27 protein-coding genes are annotated in these 25,659 nt (G+C 37.6%); 9 read left to right on the top strand and 18 right to left on the bottom strand.

Annotated features, from left to right (window positions below; translation table 11 throughout):
• Positions 1–85: 85 nt before the first annotated feature.
• The 6 genes from FCJ93_RS17860 to sppA form a co-directional block, all read right to left on the bottom strand.
• Entirely contained in the window at positions 86–1,069 is a 984-nt protein-coding gene (locus FCJ93_RS17860) for a class I SAM-dependent methyltransferase (RefSeq protein ID WP_095314710.1), read from the bottom strand.
• A gap of 150 nt (positions 1,070–1,219) precedes the next feature.
• The gene (gene tpx / locus FCJ93_RS17855) at positions 1,220–1,720 is read right to left on the bottom strand and encodes a thiol peroxidase (RefSeq protein WP_095314712.1); all 501 of its coding nucleotides are present in this window, start codon (positions 1,718–1,720) and stop codon (positions 1,220–1,222) included.
• 319 nt (positions 1,721–2,039) lie between these two features.
• On the bottom strand, positions 2,040–2,507 hold the full coding sequence (ytfJ, locus tag FCJ93_RS17850; protein ID WP_095314713.1) for a GerW family sporulation protein: 468 nt from the start codon (positions 2,505–2,507) through the stop codon (positions 2,040–2,042).
• Between the two features lie 15 nt (positions 2,508–2,522).
• Positions 2,523–3,218 (bottom strand): DUF2953 domain-containing protein, encoded by a 696-nt coding sequence (locus tag FCJ93_RS17845; RefSeq protein WP_095314714.1) that lies wholly within the window; start codon positions 3,216–3,218, stop codon positions 2,523–2,525.
• A 90-nt stretch (positions 3,219–3,308) separates the two neighbouring features.
• Positions 3,309–3,773 (bottom strand): RDD family protein, encoded by a 465-nt coding sequence (locus FCJ93_RS17840; protein ID WP_235879535.1) that lies wholly within the window; start codon positions 3,771–3,773, stop codon positions 3,309–3,311.
• A gap of 46 nt (positions 3,774–3,819) precedes the next feature.
• Positions 3,820–4,830 carry a signal peptide peptidase SppA gene (gene sppA, locus FCJ93_RS17835; RefSeq protein ID WP_095314715.1) on the bottom strand — a complete coding sequence of 337 codons (1,011 nt, stop codon included), beginning with the start codon at positions 4,828–4,830 and terminating at the stop codon, positions 3,820–3,822.
• A gap of 269 nt (positions 4,831–5,099) precedes the next feature.
• Here sppA and FCJ93_RS17830 point away from each other — a divergent pair, with 269 nt between their 5' ends.
• A complete protein-coding gene (locus FCJ93_RS17830; protein ID WP_095314716.1) occupies positions 5,100–5,900 on the top strand; it encodes an NAD kinase in 801 nt (266 codons plus the stop codon).
• 55 nt (positions 5,901–5,955) lie between these two features.
• On the opposite strand, the gene rarD is transcribed toward FCJ93_RS17830, so the two are convergent.
• The 7 genes from rarD to ezrA all read right to left on the bottom strand — a co-directional run bounded on the left by rarD (position 5,956) and on the right by ezrA (position 15,877).
• A complete protein-coding gene (rarD, locus tag FCJ93_RS17825; RefSeq protein ID WP_137744312.1) occupies positions 5,956–6,885 on the bottom strand; it encodes an EamA family transporter RarD in 930 nt (309 codons plus the stop codon).
• Between the two features lie 114 nt (positions 6,886–6,999).
• The gene (locus FCJ93_RS17820; RefSeq protein WP_095314718.1) at positions 7,000–8,601 is read right to left on the bottom strand and encodes an amidohydrolase; all 1,602 of its coding nucleotides are present in this window, start codon (positions 8,599–8,601) and stop codon (positions 7,000–7,002) included.
• Positions 8,602–9,306: 705 nt separating this feature from the next.
• Entirely contained in the window at positions 9,307–10,893 is a 1,587-nt protein-coding gene (gene mbcS, locus FCJ93_RS17815) for an acyl-CoA synthetase MbcS (RefSeq protein WP_137744311.1), read from the bottom strand.
• A 284-nt stretch (positions 10,894–11,177) separates the two neighbouring features.
• Positions 11,178–11,381, bottom strand: a complete 204-nt coding sequence (locus tag FCJ93_RS17810; protein WP_095314720.1) for an alpha/beta-type small acid-soluble spore protein — start codon at positions 11,379–11,381, stop codon at positions 11,178–11,180.
• Positions 11,382–11,604: 223 nt separating this feature from the next.
• Positions 11,605–12,807, bottom strand: a complete 1,203-nt coding sequence (gene thiI / locus FCJ93_RS17805; protein ID WP_137744310.1) for a tRNA uracil 4-sulfurtransferase ThiI — start codon at positions 12,805–12,807, stop codon at positions 11,605–11,607.
• A 1-nt stretch (position 12,808) separates the two neighbouring features.
• A complete protein-coding gene (locus tag FCJ93_RS17800; RefSeq protein ID WP_137744309.1) occupies positions 12,809–13,951 on the bottom strand; it encodes a cysteine desulfurase family protein in 1,143 nt (380 codons plus the stop codon).
• 231 nt (positions 13,952–14,182) lie between these two features.
• The gene (ezrA, locus tag FCJ93_RS17795) at positions 14,183–15,877 is read right to left on the bottom strand and encodes a septation ring formation regulator EzrA (RefSeq protein ID WP_137744308.1); all 1,695 of its coding nucleotides are present in this window, start codon (positions 15,875–15,877) and stop codon (positions 14,183–14,185) included.
• Between the two features lie 285 nt (positions 15,878–16,162).
• Here ezrA and hisJ point away from each other — a divergent pair, with 285 nt between their 5' ends.
• On the top strand, positions 16,163–16,963 hold the full coding sequence (gene hisJ / locus FCJ93_RS17790) for a histidinol-phosphatase HisJ (protein WP_095314724.1): 801 nt from the start codon (positions 16,163–16,165) through the stop codon (positions 16,961–16,963).
• A gap of 196 nt (positions 16,964–17,159) precedes the next feature.
• Entirely contained in the window at positions 17,160–17,357 is a 198-nt protein-coding gene (locus FCJ93_RS17785) for a hypothetical protein (RefSeq protein ID WP_095314725.1), read from the top strand.
• A 251-nt stretch (positions 17,358–17,608) separates the two neighbouring features.
• Here FCJ93_RS17785 and refZ read toward each other — a convergent pair whose 3' ends face one another.
• Positions 17,609–18,244, bottom strand: coding sequence for a forespore capture DNA-binding protein RefZ (gene refZ / locus FCJ93_RS17780; RefSeq protein ID WP_137744307.1), 636 nt, complete (start codon positions 18,242–18,244; stop codon positions 17,609–17,611).
• Positions 18,245–18,465: 221 nt separating this feature from the next.
• Here refZ and FCJ93_RS17775 point away from each other — a divergent pair, with 221 nt between their 5' ends.
• Entirely contained in the window at positions 18,466–18,945 is a 480-nt protein-coding gene (locus FCJ93_RS17775; RefSeq protein WP_095314727.1) for a GAF domain-containing protein, read from the top strand.
• 70 nt (positions 18,946–19,015) lie between these two features.
• Here FCJ93_RS17775 and FCJ93_RS17770 read toward each other — a convergent pair whose 3' ends face one another.
• From FCJ93_RS17770 to FCJ93_RS17760, 3 genes are all read right to left on the bottom strand, one after another.
• Entirely contained in the window at positions 19,016–19,405 is a 390-nt protein-coding gene (locus FCJ93_RS17770; RefSeq protein ID WP_235879534.1) for a hypothetical protein, read from the bottom strand.
• 137 nt (positions 19,406–19,542) lie between these two features.
• Positions 19,543–19,728 (bottom strand): hypothetical protein, encoded by a 186-nt coding sequence (locus tag FCJ93_RS17765; RefSeq protein WP_095314729.1) that lies wholly within the window; start codon positions 19,726–19,728, stop codon positions 19,543–19,545.
• A gap of 93 nt (positions 19,729–19,821) precedes the next feature.
• Positions 19,822–21,699, bottom strand: a complete 1,878-nt coding sequence (locus FCJ93_RS17760; RefSeq protein WP_095314730.1) for a sensor domain-containing diguanylate cyclase — start codon at positions 21,697–21,699, stop codon at positions 19,822–19,824.
• Between the two features lie 576 nt (positions 21,700–22,275).
• On the opposite strand from FCJ93_RS17760, the gene rpsD reads away from it, so the two are divergent.
• The 5 genes from rpsD (at position 22,276) to FCJ93_RS17735 (ending at position 25,162) form a co-directional block, all read left to right on the top strand.
• Entirely contained in the window at positions 22,276–22,878 is a 603-nt protein-coding gene (gene rpsD, locus FCJ93_RS17755; protein WP_095314731.1) for a 30S ribosomal protein S4, read from the top strand.
• Between the two features lie 303 nt (positions 22,879–23,181).
• On the top strand, positions 23,182–23,787 hold the full coding sequence (locus FCJ93_RS17750) for a hypothetical protein (RefSeq protein ID WP_137744306.1): 606 nt from the start codon (positions 23,182–23,184) through the stop codon (positions 23,785–23,787).
• 116 nt (positions 23,788–23,903) lie between these two features.
• On the top strand, positions 23,904–24,116 hold the full coding sequence (locus tag FCJ93_RS17745) for a hypothetical protein (protein ID WP_137744305.1): 213 nt from the start codon (positions 23,904–23,906) through the stop codon (positions 24,114–24,116).
• A 358-nt stretch (positions 24,117–24,474) separates the two neighbouring features.
• Positions 24,475–24,678 carry a hypothetical protein gene (locus FCJ93_RS17740; RefSeq protein ID WP_137744304.1) on the top strand — a complete coding sequence of 68 codons (204 nt, stop codon included), beginning with the start codon at positions 24,475–24,477 and terminating at the stop codon, positions 24,676–24,678.
• A gap of 235 nt (positions 24,679–24,913) precedes the next feature.
• Positions 24,914–25,162 (top strand): hypothetical protein, encoded by a 249-nt coding sequence (locus FCJ93_RS17735; protein ID WP_137744303.1) that lies wholly within the window; start codon positions 24,914–24,916, stop codon positions 25,160–25,162.
• 294 nt (positions 25,163–25,456) lie between these two features.
• Here the strand turns inward: FCJ93_RS17735 and FCJ93_RS17730 are convergent, their stop codons facing one another.
• Complete coding sequence (locus FCJ93_RS17730; RefSeq protein WP_137744302.1) at positions 25,457–25,645, bottom strand: hypothetical protein; 189 nt, start codon at positions 25,643–25,645, stop codon at positions 25,457–25,459.
• Positions 25,646–25,659: the final 14 nt, after the last annotated feature.

The raw sequence follows: 25,659 nt of genomic DNA, 5'->3' as shown, positions 1-25,659 counted from the left end.
TTTTCTCCACTCGAATATCAAATGTAATCGTTCGGATCTAAACAGACCACTGAAAAGTATCGTGTCAGCGGTCTGTTTATTGCATTTATTTATTTTCGGTAATCCATTGGTCAATTTTTTGTAACGTTTTTTCAACTTGGTGACCATTTGAGAGACTTGGAAGAGTGGCTAAAAGCACTTGTTTAGGCGCTTTTGCCTGCTCGCCTTTTTTCTGTAAAATTAATACGCTTTTCGCTGCATTTTCATGGCGAAACATCGTTAAGGGAAGCTGTAAGATCGCCTGTATATAGACATGCTCCTTTAAAAACTCATGTAGCTTCGGAGCTTCTTCACTTTCAAATAAACCATTCGGGATCAAGAAAAATAAATAGCCGCCCTCCTTCGTATATTTGATGCTTTGTTCAATAAAAAGGTGATGAGCATAGGAATGTCCTTTTTCTGATTTCAATTGAAAATCATTGGCGCGCACATCATTTGGATAGTATCCTACCGGCAGATCACTAACGACTGCATCAGCAAGTTCAATAAAGAGCGGTTCGAGGCTGTCTTGATTATAAAGTTGAATTGGATGTTGCTGTAAATTGGCATTAATATACGCTAATTTAATCAGCAAATCATCTATTTCAATCCCTATACTTTCAATCGCTTTCCCCTCCTGCTGATTAATGACAGTAGTAAGAAGATTTCCTGTTCCTATCGCTGGATCGAGTAAAAGATAAGAAGGTTTTGTTACAAACTTATTGACTAAATATCCGACAAGCATTCCTACCGCATCTGGCGTCATTTGGTGATTCGGCTGGACACTTTCCTTCATTCCCTTTAAAATCGCTAATTGAAAAGATTTCCGTATTTCTTCAACCGAAAATCGAGCTAATGTTAAAGACTCATAACTTTTTTTCAATCTTTTTCTGCTTAATTCACTGATTTCTTCTTGTAAAATGGCCTCTTGAAAAATATTCTCACCCGTCTCTGCTAAAGCTTCTAAAAAAGTGAGTGATAATTCTTCCTGCAAAATCACGGCCGTATCGTTAATGACTGAAAACAAATCCTCTACGGGAGAGATTTTCATGATGCATTCCTCCTCGTCATCTTATTTCTCTATTCTACCCGGGATTATACTACTTGTACAAGAGATGTGGAAAATGTGGGAAGGGGGCATTAAAAATCGAAGAAAAAGAAAGCAAGACCTCGTTAAAAAATTCGAGGTCTTGTCAGTAAATTATTTCGCTGCTTTAGCTGCTTCAATCGCTGCTTCATAGTTTGGATGATCTGTACCTTCACTTACATACTCGACATAAGTAACAGTATCATTAGAATCAATAACAAAAACAGAACGCGCTAATAATCTTAGCTCCTGCATGACTGCACCGTATGCCTCTCCAAAAGAAAGATCACGATGGTCAGAAACAGTTTGAACGTTATCAATTCCTGCTGCTGCGCACCAGCGCTTTTGCGCGAAAGGTAAATCTACACTTACTGTTAATACTTTAACATTGTCAAGCTTTGCTGCCTCTTCGTTGAAACGACGAGTTTGAGCGTCGCAAACTCCGGTGTCAATTGAAGGCACTACACTGATTAATCGAACATGACCTTTCGAATCGTCAAGTGTAACAGGAGATAAATCATTCGCTAAAACAGTAAAATTCGGTGCTTTGTCGCCAACCTTTACTTCTGTACCAACAAGTGTAACTGGGTTTCCTTTAAAAGTGACCGCTGCCATATGGCTCATCCTCCTTAACATCATATGTACAGTGTAAATCATAACGATTCATGATCTATTTTGCAAATATTAACTATTGAAAGAATTTTTTACTTGTTTTTTCATCCAATTCAAGTACGGTCCATTTTATTTTAAAATATAGATAGAATACCAATGTGGTTCGATTTCCACTCCGGGTGAAGCGCTTTTTCGCGGGCTACCGCCCCCGGAAAGCAAGCACTCGAGCGGAAATCAGCTTTTTCCCACCATTCCTAAACAAAAAATGACAAAAGGTAGCGAGAAGGGCTTCTTACTACCTTTTGTCGACAATTTGAATTTTTTAAAGCTCTAGGTCTTTTTTCGGCCCACCATACTCTGGGTTTTGATATTCTCCATCTTGTCCTGATTTTTGACCAGAATCATTTTTATTAGAGAACATTTGCTGTATTTTATCTACAGCTTGTGGCGCCAAATCGAGAATTTTCTCGTATAAATGTGTGCTTTCATCCAAATGGACCATTTTTACTTCTTTAGCATTGACAATTAAGAATGCAATCGGCGTAATGGAAACACCACCACCACTACCTCCACCAAACGGGTGCTGCGACTCGCTATCATCTTTTGAACTGCTGTCTATAATAAACTCACTACCTCCAGCAGCAAAGCCAAACCCAACTTTCGAAACTGTTAAAATTACACTTCCATCAGGAGTTTCAACAGGGTCACCGATAATGGTGTTCACATCAATCATTTCTTTGAGGTTTTCCATTGCAGTAGTCATTAAGCCTTGAATTGGATGATCGGACATTTTATTTCCTCCCTTTTATACGGATTTTGTCTTATTACCAGACAAAATGTTTAATGGCTTCGTTTTGAAATGCGGTTTTCCGCCTTTCCAAAATTTAAGTAGTTTAATTCCTGCAAAAATAGCATGCCCGATCCGAAAATGAATCATACATCTAAATGAAGTTTCATTTATCGTTCGATTAAAATCCGGTGTAATCATTAAATTTGGCAATGTTTTCACTTTGAGAAGTGAGGTGAGGAACCCAACAAGACCGCCTTTAACAGTCCAAAATAAGCCCGTAAGCATGCCTGTATAGGCGGCATCACTTACACCGACTGTCGTTTTCCATTCCAATTTTGACATTGTGATTTTCTTGAAAAAGGAACGGATAATACTATGAAGTCCTATGACATGCTTAACCAAATGTTCCATGTCCTGGATGCTATGTAACATATCTTCTGCTGAAAATTGCTTTGTATCCTTGTTTTGATCATTTTCCTTTGGACCCGTTTCAATTTTTTCCTTTACCACTAGAGCAGGAGAGTCATCAGCTATTTTTATAACTGGGACATTGATTTTATACTTTATAAGTCCAAAAAATGTTTTAAACGTAATTTTCAAACGATCGTCATCCTTATTATGGTAATAATCGATTATGACCATTAACTTTAAAAAAAATATAGCAATGATTAGCACCATAATGACCGCTAAAGCAATGAAAAACCACATCATCACCTTCACAACCTTTCAGCCTATCATTATCGACGAAGAAACAAAAAATAAACCTGCATCAGCAGGTTTATTTTAAGATTAATCATTAAACTATCTTTCATGAACAACCGAAGTATCAGCGAATAAGTCATGCAAGCCTTGTTTTTTGGGCAAGAAAGCGACAACCGCATATGAAATCCACACTGTTGTTGAAATGAAGCGACCGATCCATTCTCTAAACAGGATCGCACCCCAGCTTAATTTCTTTCCATTCAAGTCGACAACTTTTAGCCCAAAGATCATTTTTCCTAATGTTTGACCTAAAAATTTCGTCATTAGGACAAAATAAGCATAAAACGTAATGGCTGTTAAAATAGAGATAGGTGCAAACATGCTCGAATCATGCAGACTAAGATCGAGACTGCGGAATACTGGGTAAATGAGAATACGATTAATGCTGCCAATCACTAATAAATCAATGAGATATGCCCAAAATCGCATCCAAAATCCGGCATAGCGAACATTTCCATTTATCGCCTCATGAGGTACAACACGTTCTTCTTTGTCCTCAGTGATTTGTTTTTCTACCTGAATGTCTTTAGATTCCAATGTTCAGCCCCCCTTATTCCGCATATAAATACATTAGGCGTGGGGAATGAGTTTGACCTAAAAGATTGAGCAAGCCAGTTAACTCGTGTTCTCCCCCTATTAATTTTTGTGCCCCGAAACTAAATAATGAACCGAATCCAAAGCTTTCAGTATACTTCACTACTTGAGCATTCTTTAATTTTTGTTCTTTTTTAACGGCTTCGACAACATCCGCAAAATAACCAAAATCATCTATTAATCCGACTTCTTTTGCTTGTCTGCCATCATAAATTCGTCCATCCGCAATTTTCTTAACTTCAGCTTCTGTCATTCCTCTTCCTTCAGCAATAACCTTAACAAAGCCTTCGTACGAGTTATCGATCATCGATTGGAGAATTTCTCGCTCTTCTTCTGACATTTCTCTTGTTGAACTCATAATATCCTTGTAAGGTCCACTCTTAATGGTGACAAACTCAACCCCATATTTTTCAGCAAGACCTGCAAAATTGTAGCCTTGCATTATCACTCCTAAAGAACCTGTCAATGTTTCAGGACTTGCGAATATTTTGTGAGCCGGAGCTGATATGTAATATCCGCCTGATGCAGCCATCGATCCCATTGAAATATACACAGGCTTTTTGGCTTCAGATTGAATCTCCACTATTTTATCGTGGATTTCTGCGCTCTCTACAACGCCGCCCCCTGGAGTATTAACACGAATAATAATAGCCTTAACTGACTTATTATCTTTCGCAAAATCAAGCTTCTCCATAAAACTTCTGTGATTATATCCTTCTGTTGTTAAAATAGAAGTTGCTCCCCCCGTATCCTGAATCGTACCATTTAAATCGAGAACGGCAATTTGATTTAAAGCATCTCCAGACTCAATAATCTCTTCTGCAAACATTTCCTCTGAAACACCTAATATTTCTTCAAAATTACTTCCGAAATTACTAAATGCAAAAGCTGAAAATGCATTTATCGCAATCGAAAAGAACAGTAGCACACCAGCAATTGCCAGTGCAGCCCAACGCTTTCCTGTCATAATTTCTCCTCCTTATTCATCGTTGTCACTAAAAAAGCCTTGCCACAAAATGGACGTATTTCTCATAATTTATTTACGTAATCACTTCAAAAATGTTTCAAAAATATGTAGACTTAAATTAGATAAACAACCTTGCGCTCAAGTTTCACCTGAAAAAGTCGATACCTTTCCAATTATGACAAAAAAAGACACTAAAATCCAGGCTCATATTAGGAATGATTTGCGATACTATCAATAGGTATACATATTTTTTAGATGGAGGGTCCCGCATGGAAAATCGCAATAATGTTTATTTTTTTCATAAGAAAGATGCTGAAATGGTCAAGAAAGTTCAACCATTTTATGAACGTGCCAAAGACTACGGTTTTAAAATTGTTACTGATCATAAAAAAGCTAATATTATTGTCAGCTTTGGTGATGATGGTGCCTTTTTACAGGCAGTTCGAAAAACAGGTTTTCGAGAAGACTGCCTGTATGCAGGAATTTCTACAAGGGAAAAGCTAAATATTTACTGTGACTTCTATATTGAAGATACAGCAAAAATTGTTGAGGCAATCTCCACTGCTCAAATCGAAATCCGGCGTTACCCAACAATTGATGTTACCATTGACAATCAATTTTCTTTTCAATGCCTGAATGAATTTAGTGTACGTTCCTCCATTATTCAAACAATCGTAATGGAAGTATTTATTGATCAATTGCATTTTGAGACTTTTCGCGGAGATGGGATTATTGTTGCTACACCAACTGGAAGTACCGCCTATAATAAATCCGTGAACGGTGCTGTAGTGGATCCCCTGCTGCCATCTATGCAAGTAAGTGAAATCGCCTCATTAAATAATAATCTTTATCGAACACTTGGCTCCCCATTTATATTAAGCGGTGATAGGAAGCTAACGATTAAAATTGTTCAAGATGGCAATGATTACCCAACAATGGGAATGGACAATGAAGCACTCAGCATCCAGCATGTTGAGGAAATCATGGTTCAACTAAGCGATAAAAGAATTAAAACGGTTAAATTAAAGGATAACTCCTTCTGGGAAAAAGTTCAAAGGACGTTCCTGTAAAATAAAAGTCAATGATAACGATAAAAACCTCGAGCCACTCGCTCGAGGTTTTCTTCTACACGCCTAAACCGCTACCCTTTTTCCATTTTAATTGTCTGCTCCATATTTTTGTCTTCGACAATGAATAAATGGTTAATGCCCCCCAAATGAAAATAAAGGATAATAAATGGATTTTTGTAAAATGTTCCCCATAAAAAAAGACTCCCAAAATCAGCGTTAAAGTTGGGGCAATATATTGAATAAAGCCCAGCATCGATAACGGGATTTTTTGTGCCCCTTTGGCAAAATACAAAAGAGGTAAAGCAGTGGCTGCTCCAGCGCCAATGAGCAAAATATCTGTAGTAACAGCCACCGATAAAAACATATTTTGCTTTTTCACAAACAAATAAATGACATAACCGAGCGCCAGCGGAGTTACCACCATCGTTTCAAGTGTCAGACCAATTGATGAATCAACCTTAATAAGCTTTTTAGCTAACCCGTATAATCCGAAAGAAAATGCCAACGCTAAGGCAATCCAAGGTATTTGACCGTATGAAATGCTTAAAATTAAGACTCCTGCTGTCGCCATGGCAAAGGATATATATTGCAGTGGGGAAAGCCTTTCATGTAAAAATATAACGCCCAGCAAAACACTGACCAGAGGATTAATATAATAACCTAAACTAGCTTGAATCATTTGGTCATGATTGACGGCCCAAATATAGACGAACCAATTCCCGCTCACGAGCAGAGAAGCCGTTATTAATGCCCAAAGTCTTTTTTGATTATGCTTTAGCCCCTTTAGCGTCTCCACAAAAAGCGGCCACTTTTTTGTCACAAGGAGTAATAATACCATTAAGATAAAAGACCAGATTACCCTGTTTGCCAGAATCTCATCCGCATTGACGTGCTCAAGAAGCTTCCAATAAATCGGTAAAAGTCCCCATAATAAATAAGAAAAAGCCGCCTGTAAGACTCCAACTTTTACTTCGTTTTCTTTCATTTCTTTTTGCCTCAATTCTTCTAGTTTCGAAATAATTCCATTATAAGGGCAATCTCGAAATTCTTCCAGATTATTTACTTATTATTGACTCCAATCATTTTTGTTTTAGTGATTTTATAGCTTCCCCCGTCTATACACGGTATGACCGCCTATCACTGTTCTCTCCACGTTAATATTTAGAATTTCATCACAATCACAACGGAAAATGTCCTGATCCAAAATGGTAAAGTCAGCAAGATATCCTTCTTTAATGAGCCCGCGCTCCGTTTCATGACAAGCTGCCTTGGCACTTCCCTTTGTATATAAAGACACTGCCTCATAGATCGATAATGCTTCTTCACGTTGATACACCGCATTCGTTTGTTGACTTACACGGGCAACAGCAGCATGAATTCCCAGCAATGGACTTATTTCTTCAATTGGTGCGTCTGAACCACCTGCACAAGGAATTTGCTCTTCAAGAAGTGTTTTCCAAGCATAACAATAGTCTAGCTTATCTTCACCAATTCTTTCGATTACCCAAGGGAAATCAGATGCTAAAAAGCCTGGCTGGATATCTAAAATAACTGGCAGCTTCTTAACTCTATCTATCAAATCTTTCCTTAAAATTTGGGCATGGATAATCCGATCCAGTCCTCTTCCTTTTAACGGATGCTCTTCAATGGACTGAACAACCATTTCAAAAGCCTTATCGCCAATCGCATGAATGGCAACTGGCATTTCTATCTCTCTTGCTTTAACCACCAGTTGATTCAATTGTTCTTGTGAAAATATCGCTACTCCAGATGTTGTCGGGTCATCAGCATATGGATGACTTAATAAAGCGGTTCTCCCTCCTAGTGAGCCGTCTGCAAAGATCTTAATTGCACCAAATTCAAGCCATGGACTTCCCTGCAAAAAATACCCTGCCGTTCGTTTAAAATCTTCTAATACGGCATAATGAACGAGCAAGTGAGCACGAAAAGATAGTCCTTCCTCTTCAATCACCTCTTTATAGATTTGGTACGTTTCCTCGAAACCATTATAATAGGACAAGTCTTCTGTATGGACTCCGGTCAGCCCTTTTGTGTAAGCATCCTTAATCGCGCGTTTTAACACTTCTTTTAATTGCTCTTTTGAGCGATTTGGGACTGCATTTAAGACCATGTCTTGCGCTTTTTCTTTAAATACTCCATTTAGATTTCCCTCTTTATCCTTTTCAATCACGCCTCCCTGAAGCGGGTTGTTGACGTCTTCTTGAACAGACACTTTCTCTAGGGCCAAGGAATTCACAACGAGGACATGTCTGCAAATTCTTTTTAGTAATACCGGATGGTCGGGCACCACCTCGTCAATATCGTTACGCTCAACCGTTTCGGCATCCTCCCATAAATTTTCGTTCCATCCTTCCCCAATGATCCATTCTCCAGTTTGAACCGTTTTCGCATAAGTTTGAAGCGCCTTTAGGACAGCAGCTTTTGAAGTATAAGAAGACAGATCTAATCGCATAAGCTTTTCACCATGACCAATTAAATGGATGTGACTGTCAACAAATCCTGGAATCATCGTCCTGCCATTTAAATGACAGCTTTCCTCAATCATATGATGATATTGCCGCTCTAGTTTTTTCACATCACCCATCGCAATAATGCGGTCATTTTCAGTTAAAACCGCTTCTACAATATGTCCTTCCTTTTGAAGGGTATATATAGAGCCTCCATGCCAAAGAATTCCCATTATCCATTCTCCTTTTCCCTACCATTTCATCCATTTTACCATCTGCTCTATTGCTCGTCTCACATTTCTTCAACCATTGTAAGATGCTAGTGTACGAAATGCCCTCCTGCAAACTAATAAAATCGCGACGAAAGAAAACAGGCGAAAAAATTCGCCTCAGACTGCCGACAAAATCCAGCGAAAGAGCTCCCTATCGATGGATTTTGTCATTTTTGGATTGGAATTGCGCTAAAAACGTTGATTTCCACTCTAGACGCTTGCTTTCCGGGGGGCTTGCGCCAAGCCTCCTCCTCGAGCGGATGCGAGGCCACTGAAAAACTTAGTAAAAATGGGGGGAGTTGGTCATCTACTGACTTTTTCAGTAGTATTACTGGAGAGGTGTATTCGGACAGAACAAGGAAAGCGAGAAAGACATTTGTCCGAATAAGAGGTGTATTCGGACAGAACAAGGAAAGAGAGAAAGACATTTGTCCGAATAAGAGGTGTATTCGGACAGAATGGGGAAAGAGAGAAAGACATTTGTCCGAATAAGAGGTGTATTCGGACAGAATTTTGGGACGAGTGTAGAAACAAGTGGAAATCAACCTACGCTATTTATTTAATTCTATTTTAAAAGAAAAAAGAGTGTAGACAAACTCGAAAGTCTTCGAGTTGTCTACACTCTGAGCGAAGAAATTCGCCTGCCATTTATGATTTTATCCATATTTATTTTTGCGCTGCCTGCTCCAATTCTTTTTGTCTCAATTCAATTCTTCTAATTTTCCCAGAAGTCGTCTTCGGAAGCTCTGCAACAAATTCAATCTTTCGTGGATATTTATAAGGTGCTGTCAAACTTTTTACATGGTCTTGAAGTTCTTTAATCAAATTAGAATTTTCGCTCTCTGCCTCATTTTTTAATACGATGAAGGCCTTAACAACATGACCTCTAGTTTCATCAGGACTGGCGACAACAGCACATTCCTTTACCGAAGGATGCTTCACAAGGGCATCCTCCACTTCAAATGGCCCTATTGTATAGCCGGAGCTAATGATAATGTCATCACCTCGACCCTCAAACCAAAAATATCCATCTTCATCTTTTTTTGCTCTGTCCCCGGTAATATAATAATCGCCACGGAATTGCATCGCTGTTCTTTCAGGATCTTTATAATAATGCTTAAATAATGCTGGTGTATCGATATGAACGGCAATATCTCCCACTTCACCAGGTTCACATGGTTCTCCTTCCTCATTAACAATTTCCACTCGATTTCCTGGAATGGGTTTCCCCATTGAACCAGCCTTTAATTCCATTCCTTTTGTGATCCCCACTAGCAAAGTGTTTTCCGTCTGTCCGTATCCATCGCGGACTTCCACATTGAAGTATTCTTTAAATGTATCTATTACATTTCTATTCAACGGTTCTCCTGCTGAAACCGCACTGCGCAAATGGGTAAGAGAATAATCCTGCAGATTTTCTACCTTTGCCATTAGACGATACTCCGTCGGTGTACAGCAAAGGACATTCACCTCGTATTTATCGAGAAGACTCAAGTATTTTTGTGGATCGAATTTACCGCTATAGACGATCCCCGTCGCACCAGTTCCTAATACGGACAGGAATGGACTCCAAATCCACTTTTGCCATCCAGGACCTGCAGTGGCCCAAACAGTATCACCGTCTTCAATACTTAACCAATTTGGCGCGGCAGCACGCAAATGAGCATAAGCCCACCCATGTGTATGTACGACGCCTTTTGGATTTCCAGTTGTTCCCGACGTGTAAGAAAGAAAGGCCATGTCTTCTTTATTCGTATTTGCCAATGAAAGCTCCTCTGAAGCAAATTCCATTTCCTTATCAAGATGAATCCAACCTTTTGCCTCATCACCTACAACAAATTTCGGAAGCTGCTCTATTTCATTAATACCTTCAAATTGATCGACATATTGGTAATAACTGATGAGTGCTTTTACATCTCCATGATTGACTCGATATTGCAAATCCTTTGTTCTTAACATCTCTGAACTTGGTATGACAACAAGCCCTGTCTTTAATGCAGCAATATAAACTTGATATGCCTCAATCAATCTTGGAACCATGATTAAGACGACATCACCCTTTTCTAAGCCACTTCCCAGAAAAACGTTTCCAATCTTATTAGCGTTCCTCAGTAATTGACGATAAGTAATTTCCTTTGTAGCACCTTCCTCTGATTCCCATTTAAGAGCAAGCCTGTTCGGATCCTCTGCATATTTTTCCATTTCTGAAACTAAATTATAGTTATTTGGTGCCAAAAGATCTTCTCGTTTCATCCTAACTCCCCCTAAAAATTTATCTTTCACAATGGTTGTAATAAAAAACCATTGCGATCACCAGACACTGGAAGGATCAAAGATTCAATTCTATATTATTATCTAGTCATAATAGTTAGTGTCAATCATATTTTACCTTGTCTCACTTCAAATTACTAGATGGAATTTTCAAAATTTACTTTCAATATAATTTTATGAACCGTTAACAATAGGTATAACCGAGAAAGAAATACAAAAAGGAGCAAGCTGAAGCTTGCTCCTCGTAGCCATTTTTTATTTAATTTTTATTTGAAGCCTCCGCCTAATTGTGATTCTGCCATAGATACAAGGCGTTTAGTGATTTCTCCACCAACTGACCCGTTAGCGCGAGAAGTAGTGTCAGCTCCAAGATTTACGCCAAATTCAGTAGCAATCTCATACTTCATTTGGTCTAAAGCTTGCTGAGCACCTGATACTAGTAATTGATTTGAGCTGCTGTTGTTTGCCATAGAATATCACCTCCTTGTGAATATAGAATGTGTTATCCTGATGACCTTCATTCAATTTTACTGTTGGTAATTGTTCACAAATTAGTAAAGCGCCAGTGCCTTGCAAACGTAAAGGATTATTTTTTTTGATAAAGGAGGCATTTCCAATTATCAAAAAAAGCTAGCAATTGTTGATGAAAGGTGACTTACGCGAAAACGATTGCCAAATTAAAAGAAAATCCGTTTAAAAGAGTTCTTCTATTTCTGCCTTCTCCTGCGGGCTAATCCGAATCGTTTCCGTGTTCTGCACAGCTTTTTGAATCAATGGTTCAAAGTCAAAAAAGCTCTCATAATACTCAACCTTATCCTTCTTTGGCTTCGTTTTCGGTGAAGCAGGTACAAAAACAGTGCAACAGTCTTCATACGGCTGGATGGAAATATCATGGGTATCAATCTCTTTAGCCATGTTAATAATATCTGTCTTATCCATCATGACCAGTGGTCGAAGAATCGGAGTTGATGTCACATCATTAATCGCATACATGCTCTCCAATGTTTGGCTGGCGACCTGACCCAAACTCTCACCAGTTACAATAGCTAGCCCATCGTGTTTGGCCCGTAAATGATCGGTTATTTTCAGCATCATTCTGCGCGTAGTTGTCATCGTATAATTTTCTGGAATTTGTTTTTGAATTGCTTGCTGGATAGCTGTGAACGGCACAATATGCAAAGTAAAATATCCACCGTTTGCCTTTGCAAGCTTTTCTGTAAGTTCGATCACTTTTTGCTTAGAACGTTCACTTGTGAAAGGGGGGCTAAAAAAATGTACAGCCTCAACCTCTAAACCACGCTTCATCGATAAATACCCCGCCACTGGACTATCAATTCCCCCGGATAGCATGAGCATCGCTTTTCCGCTTGAACCGATAGGCAAACCTCCTGCACCTTGAATATTTTCACATGATAAATAAGTTGCTTCCGGACGTACTTCCACTCGTAGATCGATATCTGGATTTTTCACATCAACTCTCAAATTCGGAATATTTTTCAACAAATGAGCTCCGAATTCCTGATTCAATTCATTCGTATCAAGTTCATACGTTTTGTCTGCCCTCTTCGCGGTAATCTTAAAGCTTTTTTCTTCTTTATAAACTTCCCGAAAAAGAGTCAAAGCCGCGCTTTTCATTTCTTCTATATCTTTAGTTGTTTTAACTGCTGGACTGAAGGATTGAATGCCGAAAATACCACGTATCCGTTCAATGATTTCATCGCCGTTTTCCCCATTTAAAACAATATACATCCGTTCTCTCTGACCTTGAACCTTTGCATTAGGAAAATCACTTATGGCAAGTTGAATACTTTTTTTGAGTTTTTCTACAAATTTATGGCGATTTCTTCCTTTTGTAGATATTTCACCATATCGTATTAAAATTCGATCATAGTTCATCTTAGTTCATAACCTCTTTCAATTGATTTACCATTTCTTTTATCGCCTTAACCACAAATAATGCCTCTTCCGTTGTATTGTCATAGGATAAACTGATGCGGATTGCACTCTTTGCAATCTGTTCATTTACCCCCATTGCCATTAATGTACTGCTGGCAGACTGTTTTTTTGAAGAACAAGCACTGGTCGTCGATACAAAGATATCTTTCTCCCCTAAAGCATGGACAAACACTTCAGCTTTAAAGCCTTTTATAGAAAAATTAATGATATGTGGTGCAGACCCTTGTGCTGGGGTATGAATAATAACCTCTTCCAGCTCTGAAATCCCATGAACAATCGTTTCCTTAACTTGCTGAAGACGAGTCAGCAGCTTCTTTTCATTTTCTAACGTCAGCCTTAGCGCTTTTGCTAAGGCAACGATTCCAGCGACATTTTCTGTCCCACTTCGATGTTTCCGCTCCTGATCGCCTCCAGTTAATAACGGCGAAATTTTCACGCCATCACGGACATATAGAAATCCCGTTCCTTTTAAGCCATGAAATTTATGAGCTGAAAAGGAACAAAGATCAATCGAGCTTGTTTGTAAATTCAATGGAACCTTTCCAATTCCTTGAATATTGTCCACATGGAATAAAATTTTCGGATAGTTTTTTAACAGATTGCCAATCTTTTCTATCGGTTGAATCGTACCCACTTCATTATTGACATGCATGACAGATACCAGAATCGTATCCCCTGAAAGAGCCTGTTCAACATCCTTCACCTGAACCCTGCCCTCTCTGTCAACTGGCAGGTAGGTTACATGAAATCCGAGCTCCTCCAACTGGTGAAAGGTCTCTTTTATCGAAGCATGTTCAATCACTGTCGTTACAATATGTTTGCCCCGATTTCGATGCATTAATGCTGCACCTTTTACTGCTAAATTATTGCTTTCGGTTCCACCGGATGTAAAGATTAATTCTGATGGTCTTACCTCAAGTAACTCGGCAACTTGCTTTCTAGCTATATTTAAGAGCTTTTCTGCTTCACCGCCCATCCGATGTAACGAAGATGGATTCCCGAAATATTCAGTCGTTACTTTCATAAACGAATCGATGACTTCTTTATACGGTTTTGTTGTCGCACTATTATCGAAATATATCATCACTTTCCCCCTAAATAGGTACCAATTTTAAATCAAGCGTTGCCTAATCAAATTATTTATAAATTTTTAACGACTTTACATCTGCATTATGATATTGAACTATTTCGCTAACAGTAAATGTTAACATAGATGGATTCATTTGAAAATAAACGTGATTAAACCGCAAAATAGGAACGATAAAAAAGCTGACTTAAAAGGTTTTACACGACCTTTTAAATCAGCTTTTTAAAATCAATAAGCATGTTCCTCAATCAAAGCTTCAATTTTTTTCAAAGCACCTGGTTCGATTTCTTCAATCGCTGTAGCTGCCTGTTCCAATGCTGCTTGATAGTTATAACCACGGAATGATCTTTCAGCGTCTTTTAATCCTTGATCAACAGAAGGATATCTGCTTCTATATCGATTTCCATACTGAATCACTTTCTCCACTAGCATCACTGTTTCCACAATTTCATTTGTCATATCATATGTTTTTTCAACATTGATTACAGCAGCATCGAGAACCTTAAGGACGGTAGGGATGTCCAATGGCTTTTCTTCGAGCTTCTCTTTCACGTCATTGATGCTTTCTTTAGCATCTTCAAAAAGCGCTAAATAATCGTCCGGTAAACCAGGAATATTATTTTGCGAAACAAGCTTAATTGACTCAGCCATTTTCCGTGATAACTCTTGAACCTTTTCCCTCGCTGAAAGTTCATCTTTTCTCAACATTTGCAGATTTTCTTTAAATGTTACATATTCAGCATTGACAGTTTCCAACTCACTGTTTATAGCCGATAATTCCTCTTTTAAAAGCGAAAAGGCCGTTTCATCCTTGAGGATTTTATGCTCCATTAATTCATATCGTTTCTGCAATTGATGCAGCAATTTCTCCATCTGTCCATGTTCCTCAAGTTTGTTTTCTGGAAGATGGTAGCTGTGTTTAATGAGCTCGATTTCATTTCGTAGTTCATCACTTGCATCGATGGTCGTTTGCAGCAATTCCTTCGTTTTTACTTCTGTCTCCTTAATGAATTGCTTGGCAGCGACTTCCGCTTCGAGTAAATCATACAGAAATTCGATTCGTTCTTTAATATCATCTAGCCCCTTCTCAACCTCTTCTGTTTCTGTTTTTTCAAGAAACTGTTTAAAGGCAGTAAGTTCCTTCTCGATTTTTTCAACCTCTTTATCTAATTGAACATGCTCTAAAATATAGCCTTGCTCCATCATTTCACGAAATCCGTCTTTTAACTCCTCAAGTTGAGCAGGAACCTTTGACTGACACTCTACGAGCAAATTGGGGATTTTCTCTAACTTAATGGTCACAGCTTCAAGCTTTATTTTAATAGATTGGACAATTTCATGGGCTTGCAAATAATTCCCACTATCCGTAAGCTCATCGAACTCTTGAAAATTTAATTGAAGGTCATCAAGCTGAGTTTCTAAATTCTTTTCCGCAATCCCATAGTTTAGATTATGAGCTAAGAGCGTTTTTTTACTTAAGCGATACGTTTCTTTTAGCTCTTCCATTTCCAGTCTGCTTTTTTCTTCGCTTCCAACCAATTCTGTAATTTCATCAATTAATACTTGAATATTATTTTCTGTTTCTTTTAAGTCATTTTCAATCGCAATCATGAACTTTTTTGCCTTGTTAAAACGATACTTGTCTATGTAATCCTCGGCATCAAACAGATAATCTTCTACATCAGGCAGGCCAGACGTAACAATCTCATCCCATTCTTTTCTCCATTTTTCAAAGAACTCTTCTGTTTGACCCGTCATGTTCAGCTTCTTTACTTTCGACATTTCCTCCAATACGGGGCGATTCATAATATCAATTTTCCAAGCTTCCAAGCGATCGATTTCTTTATAAAATCTCTTTTTTATAAAATAACCTGTTATATATAAAATAAGAATCAAAACTAGTGCGCCGATAATATATTCCATCTTAAGCCTCCTGTCCAGCTCAATAACTGGGCCCGAAAAAATCTGTTTTCACAATAGTCCCTAAAACGGGAGTGTTTATGTTAAAAATCTCAAACTTAATTTATTATTTCTTTAGCTAAGTCTGGTGTGCATTTCAATGTTTTTATGATACCATGTAAACGACATTTTTTGACTATTAATTTCAAAATTTTTGTATTAAAACCGAGAAAAATTCATTACTTGAGATGAATAACACCTTATTTCGACTATTAAATTGGTAAATAGGTTTGAGGAGGCTTAATAAAAATGGTAAAAAACGGGCATATCCACACTCCTTTTTGTCCTCACGGAACAAAGGATGCTCTGCAGGATTATATCGAAAAAGCGATTCAATTAGGTTTTACGGAAATTTCTTTTACGGAGCATGCTCCTCTTCCCGATGGGTTTGCCGATCCTACACCAACTCAAGACAGTGCGATGAAGCTGGAAGAAATAGAAGAGTATATTCAAAGCGTCAATACCTTGAAGCTCGCTTATAAAAGTTCAATCCGCATCAATTGTGGTTTAGAAGTAGATTATATCGAAGGATTTGAAAAGGAAACTGCCGCTTTTCTCAACCTTTATGGTCACAAGCTTGATGATGCCATCCTTTCGGTTCACTTCTTAAAATACGGCCCCAGCTATGATTGTTTAGATTACAGTCCTGATGCTTTCGCAGACATAGTTGAAAAATACGGGTCTCTCCATGCGGTCTATCAAAATTATTATCGAACTTTGCGGCAGTCTATTGAGGCCGACCTTGGACCGTATAAACCAAGGCGTATTGGCCATATGACATTAGTGAAAAAATTTCAACGAAAATTTCCATATACGGACGAGCCAAAACAAGAATTGCTCGATATTCTTGATGCTGTCAAAGAAAAAGGCTATGAACTCGATTATAATGGAGCAGGGACAGCAAAACCATTGTGTCGTGAAACCTATCCACCTGAATGGGTTGCCAAGGAGGCTCTTAAACGTGGAATCCCTTTAATATACGGGTCAGACGCCCATCAGGTAAAAGAGCTTAAGCAAGGCTATGATAAATTAATTAACGGCTTCGCCTAATGCAGCTTGATTGAAGAATAACTTAAAGCATTACATGATTATATCATTGTAAAAAAGGGATTTTTTTGTTTTCGTTTCAATTCTTTTATTTGCTCTTGTTCTAATTTCAATCTGAAGGACAGTGCGCAAACATGACATCCTCCTTTTGATTCACCGGAAAGTTATTCTCTCCACCAGAGGATGAGGAAGATTACAAATGTTTGCGAATTCCAACTTGATGGTACTATATACGATTACAAGTGCTGAAGGAGCAAAAATCAGAGCCGTTTTGGAGAGATTAAACTTAAATGCAGGTGATAATTTGAAGAAAAAATGGCAAAGGATTCTACTGGGCATTTCAGGTATTCTTATATTTTTCATGGTAATAGGGGCTATTAGCTTTTACTCACTTTAATGGCTTAATCATCTTTATCCTGCCTTCTTGCTCACGTTAAACTCGTTGCAAGCCAAACAAAATCTCCCAGGAAGCTCTTCTGACCGCTAACGAATCATTAAGTGCTGTCGGGAGTTTTTTTCTTGGCTTCATACTCTGCAAGCTTTGAGTGAATGCTTGTAAAAGTTAATGTTTTCTTTCTTATTTAGCTCCAAACATTCTCTTGTCAAAGCAGCCTCCTAAAGCTCGGCTGACAGCGCCGAGACAATAAATTAGTTATTGGCCGCAGATAAATTAGGACTTGGTCGCCGGCAAATGACACCTTGAAACCATCCGTTGAGATCCTTTAAGTATCTTTTGACAAAATATCTTTCATTTGGAAGAACTTGCAGAACTTCCGTCAAATAGTAACTATTTAAAAACGGCATTGTAATAAGGCTTTTATATTGAATCAGCATATAATTGACCGAAAAGGATTGAAACTCTTTTGAGCGAATTCCCTCTTCGAATACAAGTTTCAAGTAATACCTCTCCTTCAAAATATAGGTTTCCATTACCTCTCTCACCATCTGTGAATCAATCGATATTTCTCTAAGTACGAGTCTTGTCAAATGAATATGCTGACAGTGAAAATGAAGAATTTTCTCAGTTATATGCTGGAGCTGGCTTAATGCCCCTTCTTTCATCCCCTCATAATATCCCTCTTCAATCAGCTGCAAATACTGTTCAAAATAAGTGGTCAAGCAATGCTCTAAAAGCCCCTCCTTGCTTTGAAAATAGTATGAAATATTGGAAACATTCACTCTTGCCTTGCCTGCAATATCTCTTATCGAAGTCCCGGTAAATCCTTTTGTGTTAAAAAGAAGGATCGCTGCTTCAAGAATGTCATTTTTCGTATTTTGGACCATTTATACCACCGCCTTATCCACCAATTTACGCACATCTATTTCCCTCTTGTATAGACTTCTTTTCTTTCTATCATTTTCCTCTATAAAAAAATAGACAAAGTCTCCTATTTTTCTACCCGTTTTGATACAATAAAGGCAATTTCTCAGTCATTATTATTCGTTTTTTATCATAATATGTGGCATAATGAATAAATCATTTTTCAGTAATTAGGGGGAAAATCATGTTTAAAGTCCAATCATATGATGGCAATCGCCAAGATCAATACAATCTCCTTAAGAAGCAGCTTAGTGCTTTATTAGAAGGAGAATCAAATCAAATTGCCAATTTAAGCAATGCTTCAGCACTTTTGAATCAATTTCTAGATAGAATTAATTGGGTTGGATTTTATTTAACAGAGGATCAGGAACTTGTTTTAGGACCTTTTCAAGGTTTGCCCGCGTGTGTAAGAATCCCATTTGGAAAAGGGGTTTGCGGCACAAGTGCAAGCCAAAAGAAAACGCTCCGTGTTGAGGATGTTCATCAATTTCCAGGACATATTGCTTGTGATGCAGCTTCGCAATCTGAAATCGTTATCCCACTGATTAAAGACGGGCAAGTAATCGGGGTCTTAGACATCGATTCTCCAGAAAAGAATCGCTTTGATGAAGTCGACCAAGAAAATTTGGAAGCTTTCGTTGAAGAGCTTGTACGTTATATCTAAATTCCATGAAAGCTGATGAAGGATAGATTCGAGATAAAAGACTCTGTCTATCCTTTCTCATCGGCAGTTGTCACGATATTGCAATGACAAGAGATAATACAAAGGCAATACTCGATAACGGCGTCATCGTATATTTCTCTTTCCGGCTGGTTGAGAGCAAATTAGCGATTGTATTGAGTCCTAAAAAGAGCGTGAAGACCCAGACAATTGTGTTTGTAAAGGATAAATGGAAAACAGTGAGGACTTCTACATGCTCAAGAATCACGATGCTCATGAACAAAAGGATTAGAGCATTGAACACACTTACAATCCGTAATTTATGAGGCAAAACCTTATAATATCCTCCCATCGCATATTCTCCCAATGGATAACCAAGTGAAAGCAGGACCTGAAACAAAGCGATCACGAAAAAGAGGAATGCTAAAACAAATCCTGAAATAAAAATATAATCCAATTTCATCTCACCTTCTTTTCGTTATTTTTTGCAAAGCAGATAAACATCCCACACTCTCCAACCTATCTAAACTTTTAAGAAGCTGCTAGAGACTTGAGACTGATATGGAGCATAGCTTCAGACTGAGACTTGAATGCAAAAAATTATTTATAGCCTAAAAAGAGAAAGTGTTTCTCTAGCTCGCTCTCTGAAATACTTAATCTCTCCAAAAGGTCTTCTGTTCGCAATACATACTCTTTCACTCCAATGAATTCCGATTCCACAATTACGTAAAACCGGGTTCCTTTCTTGTACCCTTTAAATTTATTCTTTAATTTGTATTTCTTCATTTTCTAACCTCTATGATTGAAGTAAGCGGAACAAGAACATAGATAAAAAGACTATTCATTAAAGAATAGCCTTATGTGAATAATACGAATATATTAGCTAATTAATTCCTCATCTTCCTGCACCACTACTTTATTTTTTCCTGTTTCCTTAGCCAAATACAAAGCTTGGTCAGCTCTTTTAAATAATTTTGTGAAATTATCATCGCTTTCCTTTGTCCAGTAGGAAACTCCACAAGATATTGTAATACGAGGAGCTGTTAACTCGTTTACTTTAGCCACCAATCTTTCTGCAATCGTTACGGCTACATGAAGTGGGATTCTTGGCAAATAGATCGCCAGCTCTTCTCCACCCCATCTTGCCCCGATATCAGTGTCTCTAATATTGTCATGGATGATTGACGCCACTTGAATGAGCACTTCATCCCCAACTTGATGACCATATGTGTCATTAATCTGTTTAAAATTATCAATATCGATCAAAATAAAAGTTCCAAAGGCATCCTCGGACATTGAACGATGAATGTTCTCATTTAAAAAGTTGCGGGAATGAAGCTTTGTAAGATGATCGGTAATAACCATTTTTTCCAACTCCTCTCGCAGCATGGAATTGGAAAATGCTAGTGTAGAATGATGAATCAAGGATTGCATTAATTTAAATGTTTCAAAAGAAAAATGGTACGGCAACCGGTGCAAAACTAACGCAAAGCCCATAATTACATCTGTTTGTACCATTGGAACAGCCATTACTGAACGATAAACACTCGATACATTCTCTAAAATTAAGTCACCTAAAAAGAGCGAATCTTTTTCATTCTTTATTTTCTTTGCGATATATTGAAGATACTGTTCAGCATCTTTAGAAAAAAAGAAATCAGTGCTTCCTTTGAGAACTTTTATCTGCTCAAAATTCTCAGAAACAAGAACAAAGCCTACTTCTTCCGCTTCAAAGGATGTCAAAATCTGCCCAGTCATAAAATTAATCGTCTCAGTAAGGCGCAAATCAGAGTTTAATCTGCGGGTTGTTTCATTAATCAACTGCAAATCAGCAATTAGCTTTCTCGATTGCTGATATAACTGAGCATTTTCGAGAGCAGAACCTGCAGTATTAGCAAGCAGTGTAATAAACTCCACCTCATTATTAGGAAAGGCCCTCGTATTTGGGGCAATCACTTGAAGAACACCATACACTCCTTGCTTACCCTTTAAAGGTGCATAAAGAATTGATTTTTGTTCCTGAACGGAATCCTCCAATTGAATTGCACCTGTAACATATGCCTGCATGGCAGAAATGTTTTCACTATCATATTCTAAATCCTTAATAGGCAAGTTGGCATGATTATTATTATCATGGGACAACATTAAATAGTACGTAAAGCTAGGATAGACCTCCTGCAGAGTAAAAATAATTTCCCCTAGCACCGCATCCATGTCCATTGACGAATGAAATTTTTCCGTTACCCTAAACAATTGTTTATATCGTTTTTCTTCAAAGATCACTTCACAAATTCCTTTTGCCTTAAGAAGGAATTTAGAGCACTCCTCCCCGATTTTCTCCAAAATCGGATCAGAAAAAGGAATCTCTTTCGATACATCTTTTATAGCAATGTAACCAAGCTGTTCATTTCCTCTTCTCATCGGTAAAAGCAGATCATACTTCTCAAAATTTGAAAAAGGAATCGGTTGGCGAATGATAGATTTATCCAAAACATATTCATAAAATTCTTCACTGTTAAAATGGGGAGAAAACTCCACAGCTTCTGCCTCTTCACTTGTTGAGGCGACAACATACATTTCTTTATTGCAGTCATGAAGGTTGAAAAAAGTTAATTCTTTAGATTGAATAAAATTTTGGATGACAAACAGCATCTCTCTTAGTATTTCTTCATAGGAAAGAATACCTTTGTCCTCTTGTATTAAATCGAAGAAGCGACTTTTTAGGTTCATTATTATCTCTTTTTCAAGCACTTTCATTCTATCATCACCTATTATCATCCGTTTTCTTAAACGATCGCTATACTTTTATTATATAATAATGCGCAGTGGATTTTTGTCATTTTTTTGTCAATTTAGTATCAAGAATTGATATTTGTCACAGCAAAAACAAAGCAAACTGAGTCTAAACTCCTATTTCATCCACCTAAAAGTATCCTAACAAAAGGCAAAAATCAAGATCGTGCTTGTACATTTGTCATAGACACTCGTACTTCTATTTAAGACAACAATTCCTATTATATCATATAAGTCTTATGGATTATTAATGTTCTTATTCTTTTTTTATTATTTCCTTGACTTCCCTTCCCAATTATAGATATAATATTCTTTGTGTAAAATATCGCAGCCTATGTGAACACCTTTTATGTTTTCATTTTGTTCCTCAATCTGAAGTCTAGCTTCGGGGGCCATCGGCTCCTAAACGTATTTCAATGATGGGGTACTGCGTAACCCTCTGCTGCGAGGGCGAAGGTACTTGAAAACAAAATGAGCATAATTGTTGCTGTCACGTCTGTTTTTATTTTACCCAAATAAAAACATAAGGAGGAGTCTTTCATGGCTCGTTATACAGGTCCAAGCTGGAAATTATCTCGCCGTCTTGGTATTTCATTAAGCGGTACAGGTAAAGAATTAGAAAAGCGTCCATACGCTCCTGGACAACATGGTCCAAACCAACGTAAAAAATTATCAGAATACGGTTTACAATTACAAGAGAAGCAAAAGCTTCGTCATATGTATGGTGTGAACGAGCGTCAGTTCCGTAACCTATTCGACAAAGCTGGTAAAATGGCTGGTGTACACGGTGAAAACTTCATGGCTCTACTTGAGTCTCGTTTAGATAACGTCGTTTACCGTTTAGGTTTAGCCCGTACTCGTCGTCAAGCTCGTCAGCTTGTAAACCATGGTCATATTCTAGTTGATGGGAAGCGTGTAGATATCCCATCTTACCGCGTAGTTGCTGGTCAAACAATCGGCGTTCGCGAAAAATCACGTAACCTAGACATCATTAAAGAAGCAATCGAAGTAAACAACTTCGTACCTGACTTCTTAACTTTTGATGCTGATAAACTAGAAGGCACATATACTCGTCTTCCAGAGCGTTCTGAACTTCCAGCTGAAGTGAACGAATCTCTAATCGTCGAGTACTATTCTCGTTAATTTAACTGCTTTCCGAAAAGCAATCGTAAAAACCCTAGAATCCTTGAATATTTCAATGATTCTGGGGTTTTTATTTATTTTCTGCTTATAATCTCCCTCACTTATTTGGGGGGACTTTTGGGGGACTACTTTTACTAAGTGGACAGGCGCTCAATTTAATTACAACTCATAAAACGACCTAATATCACATGGGAATTTCTTTCATAATTGAGAAAAAATAGACAAAAATTGAACGAAACTATTTAAAATTATGTTAATATGTAAATTATGATAAATTAGTATTATTTTACTGGGGGGAAACAAATGAAAAAAGTAATTGCAAGCTTCTTAGTATTATTGTTAATCGGATTTTTAGCTGCCTGCGGAAACGACGTTGATAACATCCAACAATCTGAAGATGAGAAAACTAAAGCTAAGACAGAGAATTCAGACGACAATAGTCAAGAAGAACAAGCAAAAGAAGAAGATATTTGGACTTACTACGAAGATGCTACTTGGGAAGGTACGTGGGAAGGTTTAAAATTTAACATACAAAAAGTTGTTGTTTCTGACGAAGCACCAGGGTTAGATGATGACGGGAACGAAATTACTACAAGTGCTGTTGGAGTGAAAATGGTGGTTGAAAACACAACTACTGATAAAGTTTATAATACTTATCCAGACCAAGCTACCTTGGTGACTAGCACTGGCGAACAAGTAGATGCGGATATGATTTATTCTGATCATCTTGGTGGAGAAATACATGAAGGTGTAATTAAAGAAGGGGATATAATCTTCTATTTAGATCGTGGAGAAGCAGAGTCAATCGAATGGATTAAGTTAACTTGGAGTAGCGATTATTCAGATCCTGATGGTAACTACGAAAACGACAAATACGAAGAAACGGAAGTTAAACTCGATTTAAAATAACTTTCTTACCGTCTCATTACGAGGCGGTTTTTTAATACTTGAAACACGAACAAATATTTGAATAATATGTGACATTTCACTTATCACCATATAATTACATCGGAGGATGAAAGGAATTGAATAACCAAGAAATCAAACAATGGATCGAAGAAAATTTAGTCATGCAAGATACAGCTCGCAAAATTACTGGTCAATCCGTAACTGGATTTAACCAATCTGTCGCTACTGGAAAAATAATGCCTTTTGTAGAATTTGGCGAGGGACGAAAAACTCGATTATATCTTAGAGCAGGATTAGAGGAATATGCGAAAAATAAAAGAATTCGATGAATGTAAAGCCCCTGCTCAATAAGAGTAAGGGCTTTAGCATTTTACTCACTTACCAGTGATATAACCGCGATCTACAGCAACATAAAGTATCCCTATAGCATCTGCTCCAATTAACTCGCCATTGATAAACTTGGTACGTTTTTTGGACCCTTTCTCTTTTATTCTTGAAATGATAAAATGAAGACATAATGACGAGGTGATAAATATGGGCGGATTTTATTTCTTTGGTTGCTTGTTTCTTGCATTGTTTGCTAGCGTAGGTTTAGTACTATGGGGTGTTTCTAAACTTTTTAAATTGGTAACAAATAATTAATAGGGCTCTTCCAAGTGCATGGGCGATGTAAAGGAGGTATGGTTCTTGAAGAAAACAAACTGGGTCTTATCTGTGTTTATCACTGCATTAATTTCGTTTGTGATTCAATCGGGATTAAATAACTTTGGTGTTATTAATATATCCAATATTTGGACAGATCTAATCAGCTGGGTTTTTATATTCTTTGTCGTCTTCATAGGCGTTGAAGCGACTTTTAAGATAACTACAATGAAACATCAAACTAAATAAAGACAAACAAAAAGCCCCTCCAATCAGAAGGGCTTTATTATATGGAATCAATTCTTATGTGCCTATTCAGTATTTAATTCAACGCACGGCCATCGTTAAAATACTCAATCCACATTGTGATCGACAAAGTAAGCTGACTTAGAAATAATTTGTTATTATTATTCGTAGGATGAATATCATTAAACACATGCTTGGACAACGAAGCGGAGCTACGGTTAATGAAGGGGGAACAAAAATGGATTTGCTTATATTTATTTCAGGAACTGTTTTATTCATCGGATCATTAATCTATCTTGTTGTATCACTGCTAAAAAAAACCTTTGTAACAAAAAGATTTTTCACTCTGATTGCCTCTGGTTTTATTTTAATGCTAGTAGGACTGTTTATGGCCGATCCGGAAATTGACCCAACCACAGAATCAGAAAATCAAGAGAGTGAACCTGTTGGAGCGAACTCACTCGTCACTAGATCATACTTAGCTTAAACAGTAACAATGTCGCCCACCCACATTTTGATTTGAGTGGAACGATAAATAAAAGAATATAGATCATTTAGTGGTGAAACTTGCTGGTTTAAAAAAGACTGTGATGTTTGCTTTCAAATTGAGAGAAAGAAAAACATAAAATATTTGTCTCAATTAAGGGTTGCTTAACAAATCATTAACTTGATTATTATCGTAAAGAAGTTCCAAACTTCTATTGAAACCCTGCATAGAGGAGATAAAAATGCAAACAAAAAAGCGAGGATGAACTTAATTCATACCTCGCTTTTCCCTTTATTAATGTTCTGAAGGAATCCCCATTAGTGGTTTAATTACTGAATGTTCTGAAGGAATTCCTGCAAGTTCATACGTTGCACTATGTTTGTGTTCAGAAGGTATTCCTGCGGAAGCGCTTGAATTAGAAAATGAGAAAACTAGACCTAATAACGAAACAGCCAACACACTTTTCAACATTATTTTTTTCAAAATATCCTACCTCC

This window comes from Robertmurraya siralis, assembly GCF_005502275.1.
Lineage (GTDB): Bacteria > Bacillota > Bacilli > Bacillales > Cytobacillaceae > Robertmurraya > Robertmurraya siralis.
This window is presented reverse-complemented; position numbering and strand designations above follow the sequence as displayed.

Bases quoted from the DNA above. Each gene is read 5' to 3' on its own strand.
- FCJ93_RS17860 (WP_095314710.1), bottom strand. From the start codon at position 1,069: ATGAAAATCTCTCCCGTAGAGGATTTGTTTTCAGTCATTAACGATACG.
- tpx (WP_095314712.1), bottom strand. From the start codon at position 1,720: ATGGCAGCGGTCACTTTTAAAGGAAACCCAGTTACACTTGTTGGTACA.
- ytfJ (WP_095314713.1), bottom strand. From the start codon at position 2,507: ATGTCCGATCATCCAATTCAAGGCTTAATGACTACTGCAATGGAAAAC.
- FCJ93_RS17845 (WP_095314714.1), bottom strand. From the start codon at position 3,218: ATGATGTGGTTTTTCATTGCTTTAGCGGTCATTATGGTGCTAATCATT.
- sppA (WP_095314715.1), bottom strand. From the start codon at position 4,830: ATGACAGGAAAGCGTTGGGCTGCACTGGCAATTGCTGGTGTGCTACTG.
- FCJ93_RS17830 (WP_095314716.1), top strand. From the start codon at position 5,100: ATGGAAAATCGCAATAATGTTTATTTTTTTCATAAGAAAGATGCTGAA.
- rarD (WP_137744312.1), bottom strand. From the start codon at position 6,885: ATGAAAGAAAACGAAGTAAAAGTTGGAGTCTTACAGGCGGCTTTTTCT.
- FCJ93_RS17820 (WP_095314718.1), bottom strand. From the start codon at position 8,601: ATGGGAATTCTTTGGCATGGAGGCTCTATATATACCCTTCAAAAGGAA.
- mbcS (WP_137744311.1), bottom strand. From the start codon at position 10,893: ATGAAACGAGAAGATCTTTTGGCACCAAATAACTATAATTTAGTTTCA.
- FCJ93_RS17810 (WP_095314720.1), bottom strand. From the start codon at position 11,381: ATGGCAAACAACAGCAGCTCAAATCAATTACTAGTATCAGGTGCTCAG.
- thiI (WP_137744310.1), bottom strand. From the start codon at position 12,807: ATGAACTATGATCGAATTTTAATACGATATGGTGAAATATCTACAAAA.
- FCJ93_RS17800 (WP_137744309.1), bottom strand. From the start codon at position 13,951: ATGATATATTTCGATAATAGTGCGACAACAAAACCGTATAAAGAAGTC.
- ezrA (WP_137744308.1), bottom strand. From the start codon at position 15,877: ATGGAATATATTATCGGCGCACTAGTTTTGATTCTTATTTTATATATA.
- hisJ (WP_095314724.1), top strand. From the start codon at position 16,163: ATGGTAAAAAACGGGCATATCCACACTCCTTTTTGTCCTCACGGAACA.
- FCJ93_RS17785 (WP_095314725.1), top strand. From the start codon at position 17,160: ATGTTTGCGAATTCCAACTTGATGGTACTATATACGATTACAAGTGCT.
- refZ (WP_137744307.1), bottom strand. From the start codon at position 18,244: ATGGTCCAAAATACGAAAAATGACATTCTTGAAGCAGCGATCCTTCTT.
- FCJ93_RS17775 (WP_095314727.1), top strand. From the start codon at position 18,466: ATGTTTAAAGTCCAATCATATGATGGCAATCGCCAAGATCAATACAAT.
- FCJ93_RS17770 (WP_235879534.1), bottom strand. From the start codon at position 19,405: ATGAAATTGGATTATATTTTTATTTCAGGATTTGTTTTAGCATTCCTC.
- FCJ93_RS17765 (WP_095314729.1), bottom strand. From the start codon at position 19,728: ATGAAGAAATACAAATTAAAGAATAAATTTAAAGGGTACAAGAAAGGA.
- FCJ93_RS17760 (WP_095314730.1), bottom strand. From the start codon at position 21,699: ATGAAAGTGCTTGAAAAAGAGATAATAATGAACCTAAAAAGTCGCTTC.
- rpsD (WP_095314731.1), top strand. From the start codon at position 22,276: ATGGCTCGTTATACAGGTCCAAGCTGGAAATTATCTCGCCGTCTTGGT.
- FCJ93_RS17750 (WP_137744306.1), top strand. From the start codon at position 23,182: ATGAAAAAAGTAATTGCAAGCTTCTTAGTATTATTGTTAATCGGATTT.
- FCJ93_RS17735 (WP_137744303.1), top strand. From the start codon at position 24,914: ATGGATTTGCTTATATTTATTTCAGGAACTGTTTTATTCATCGGATCA.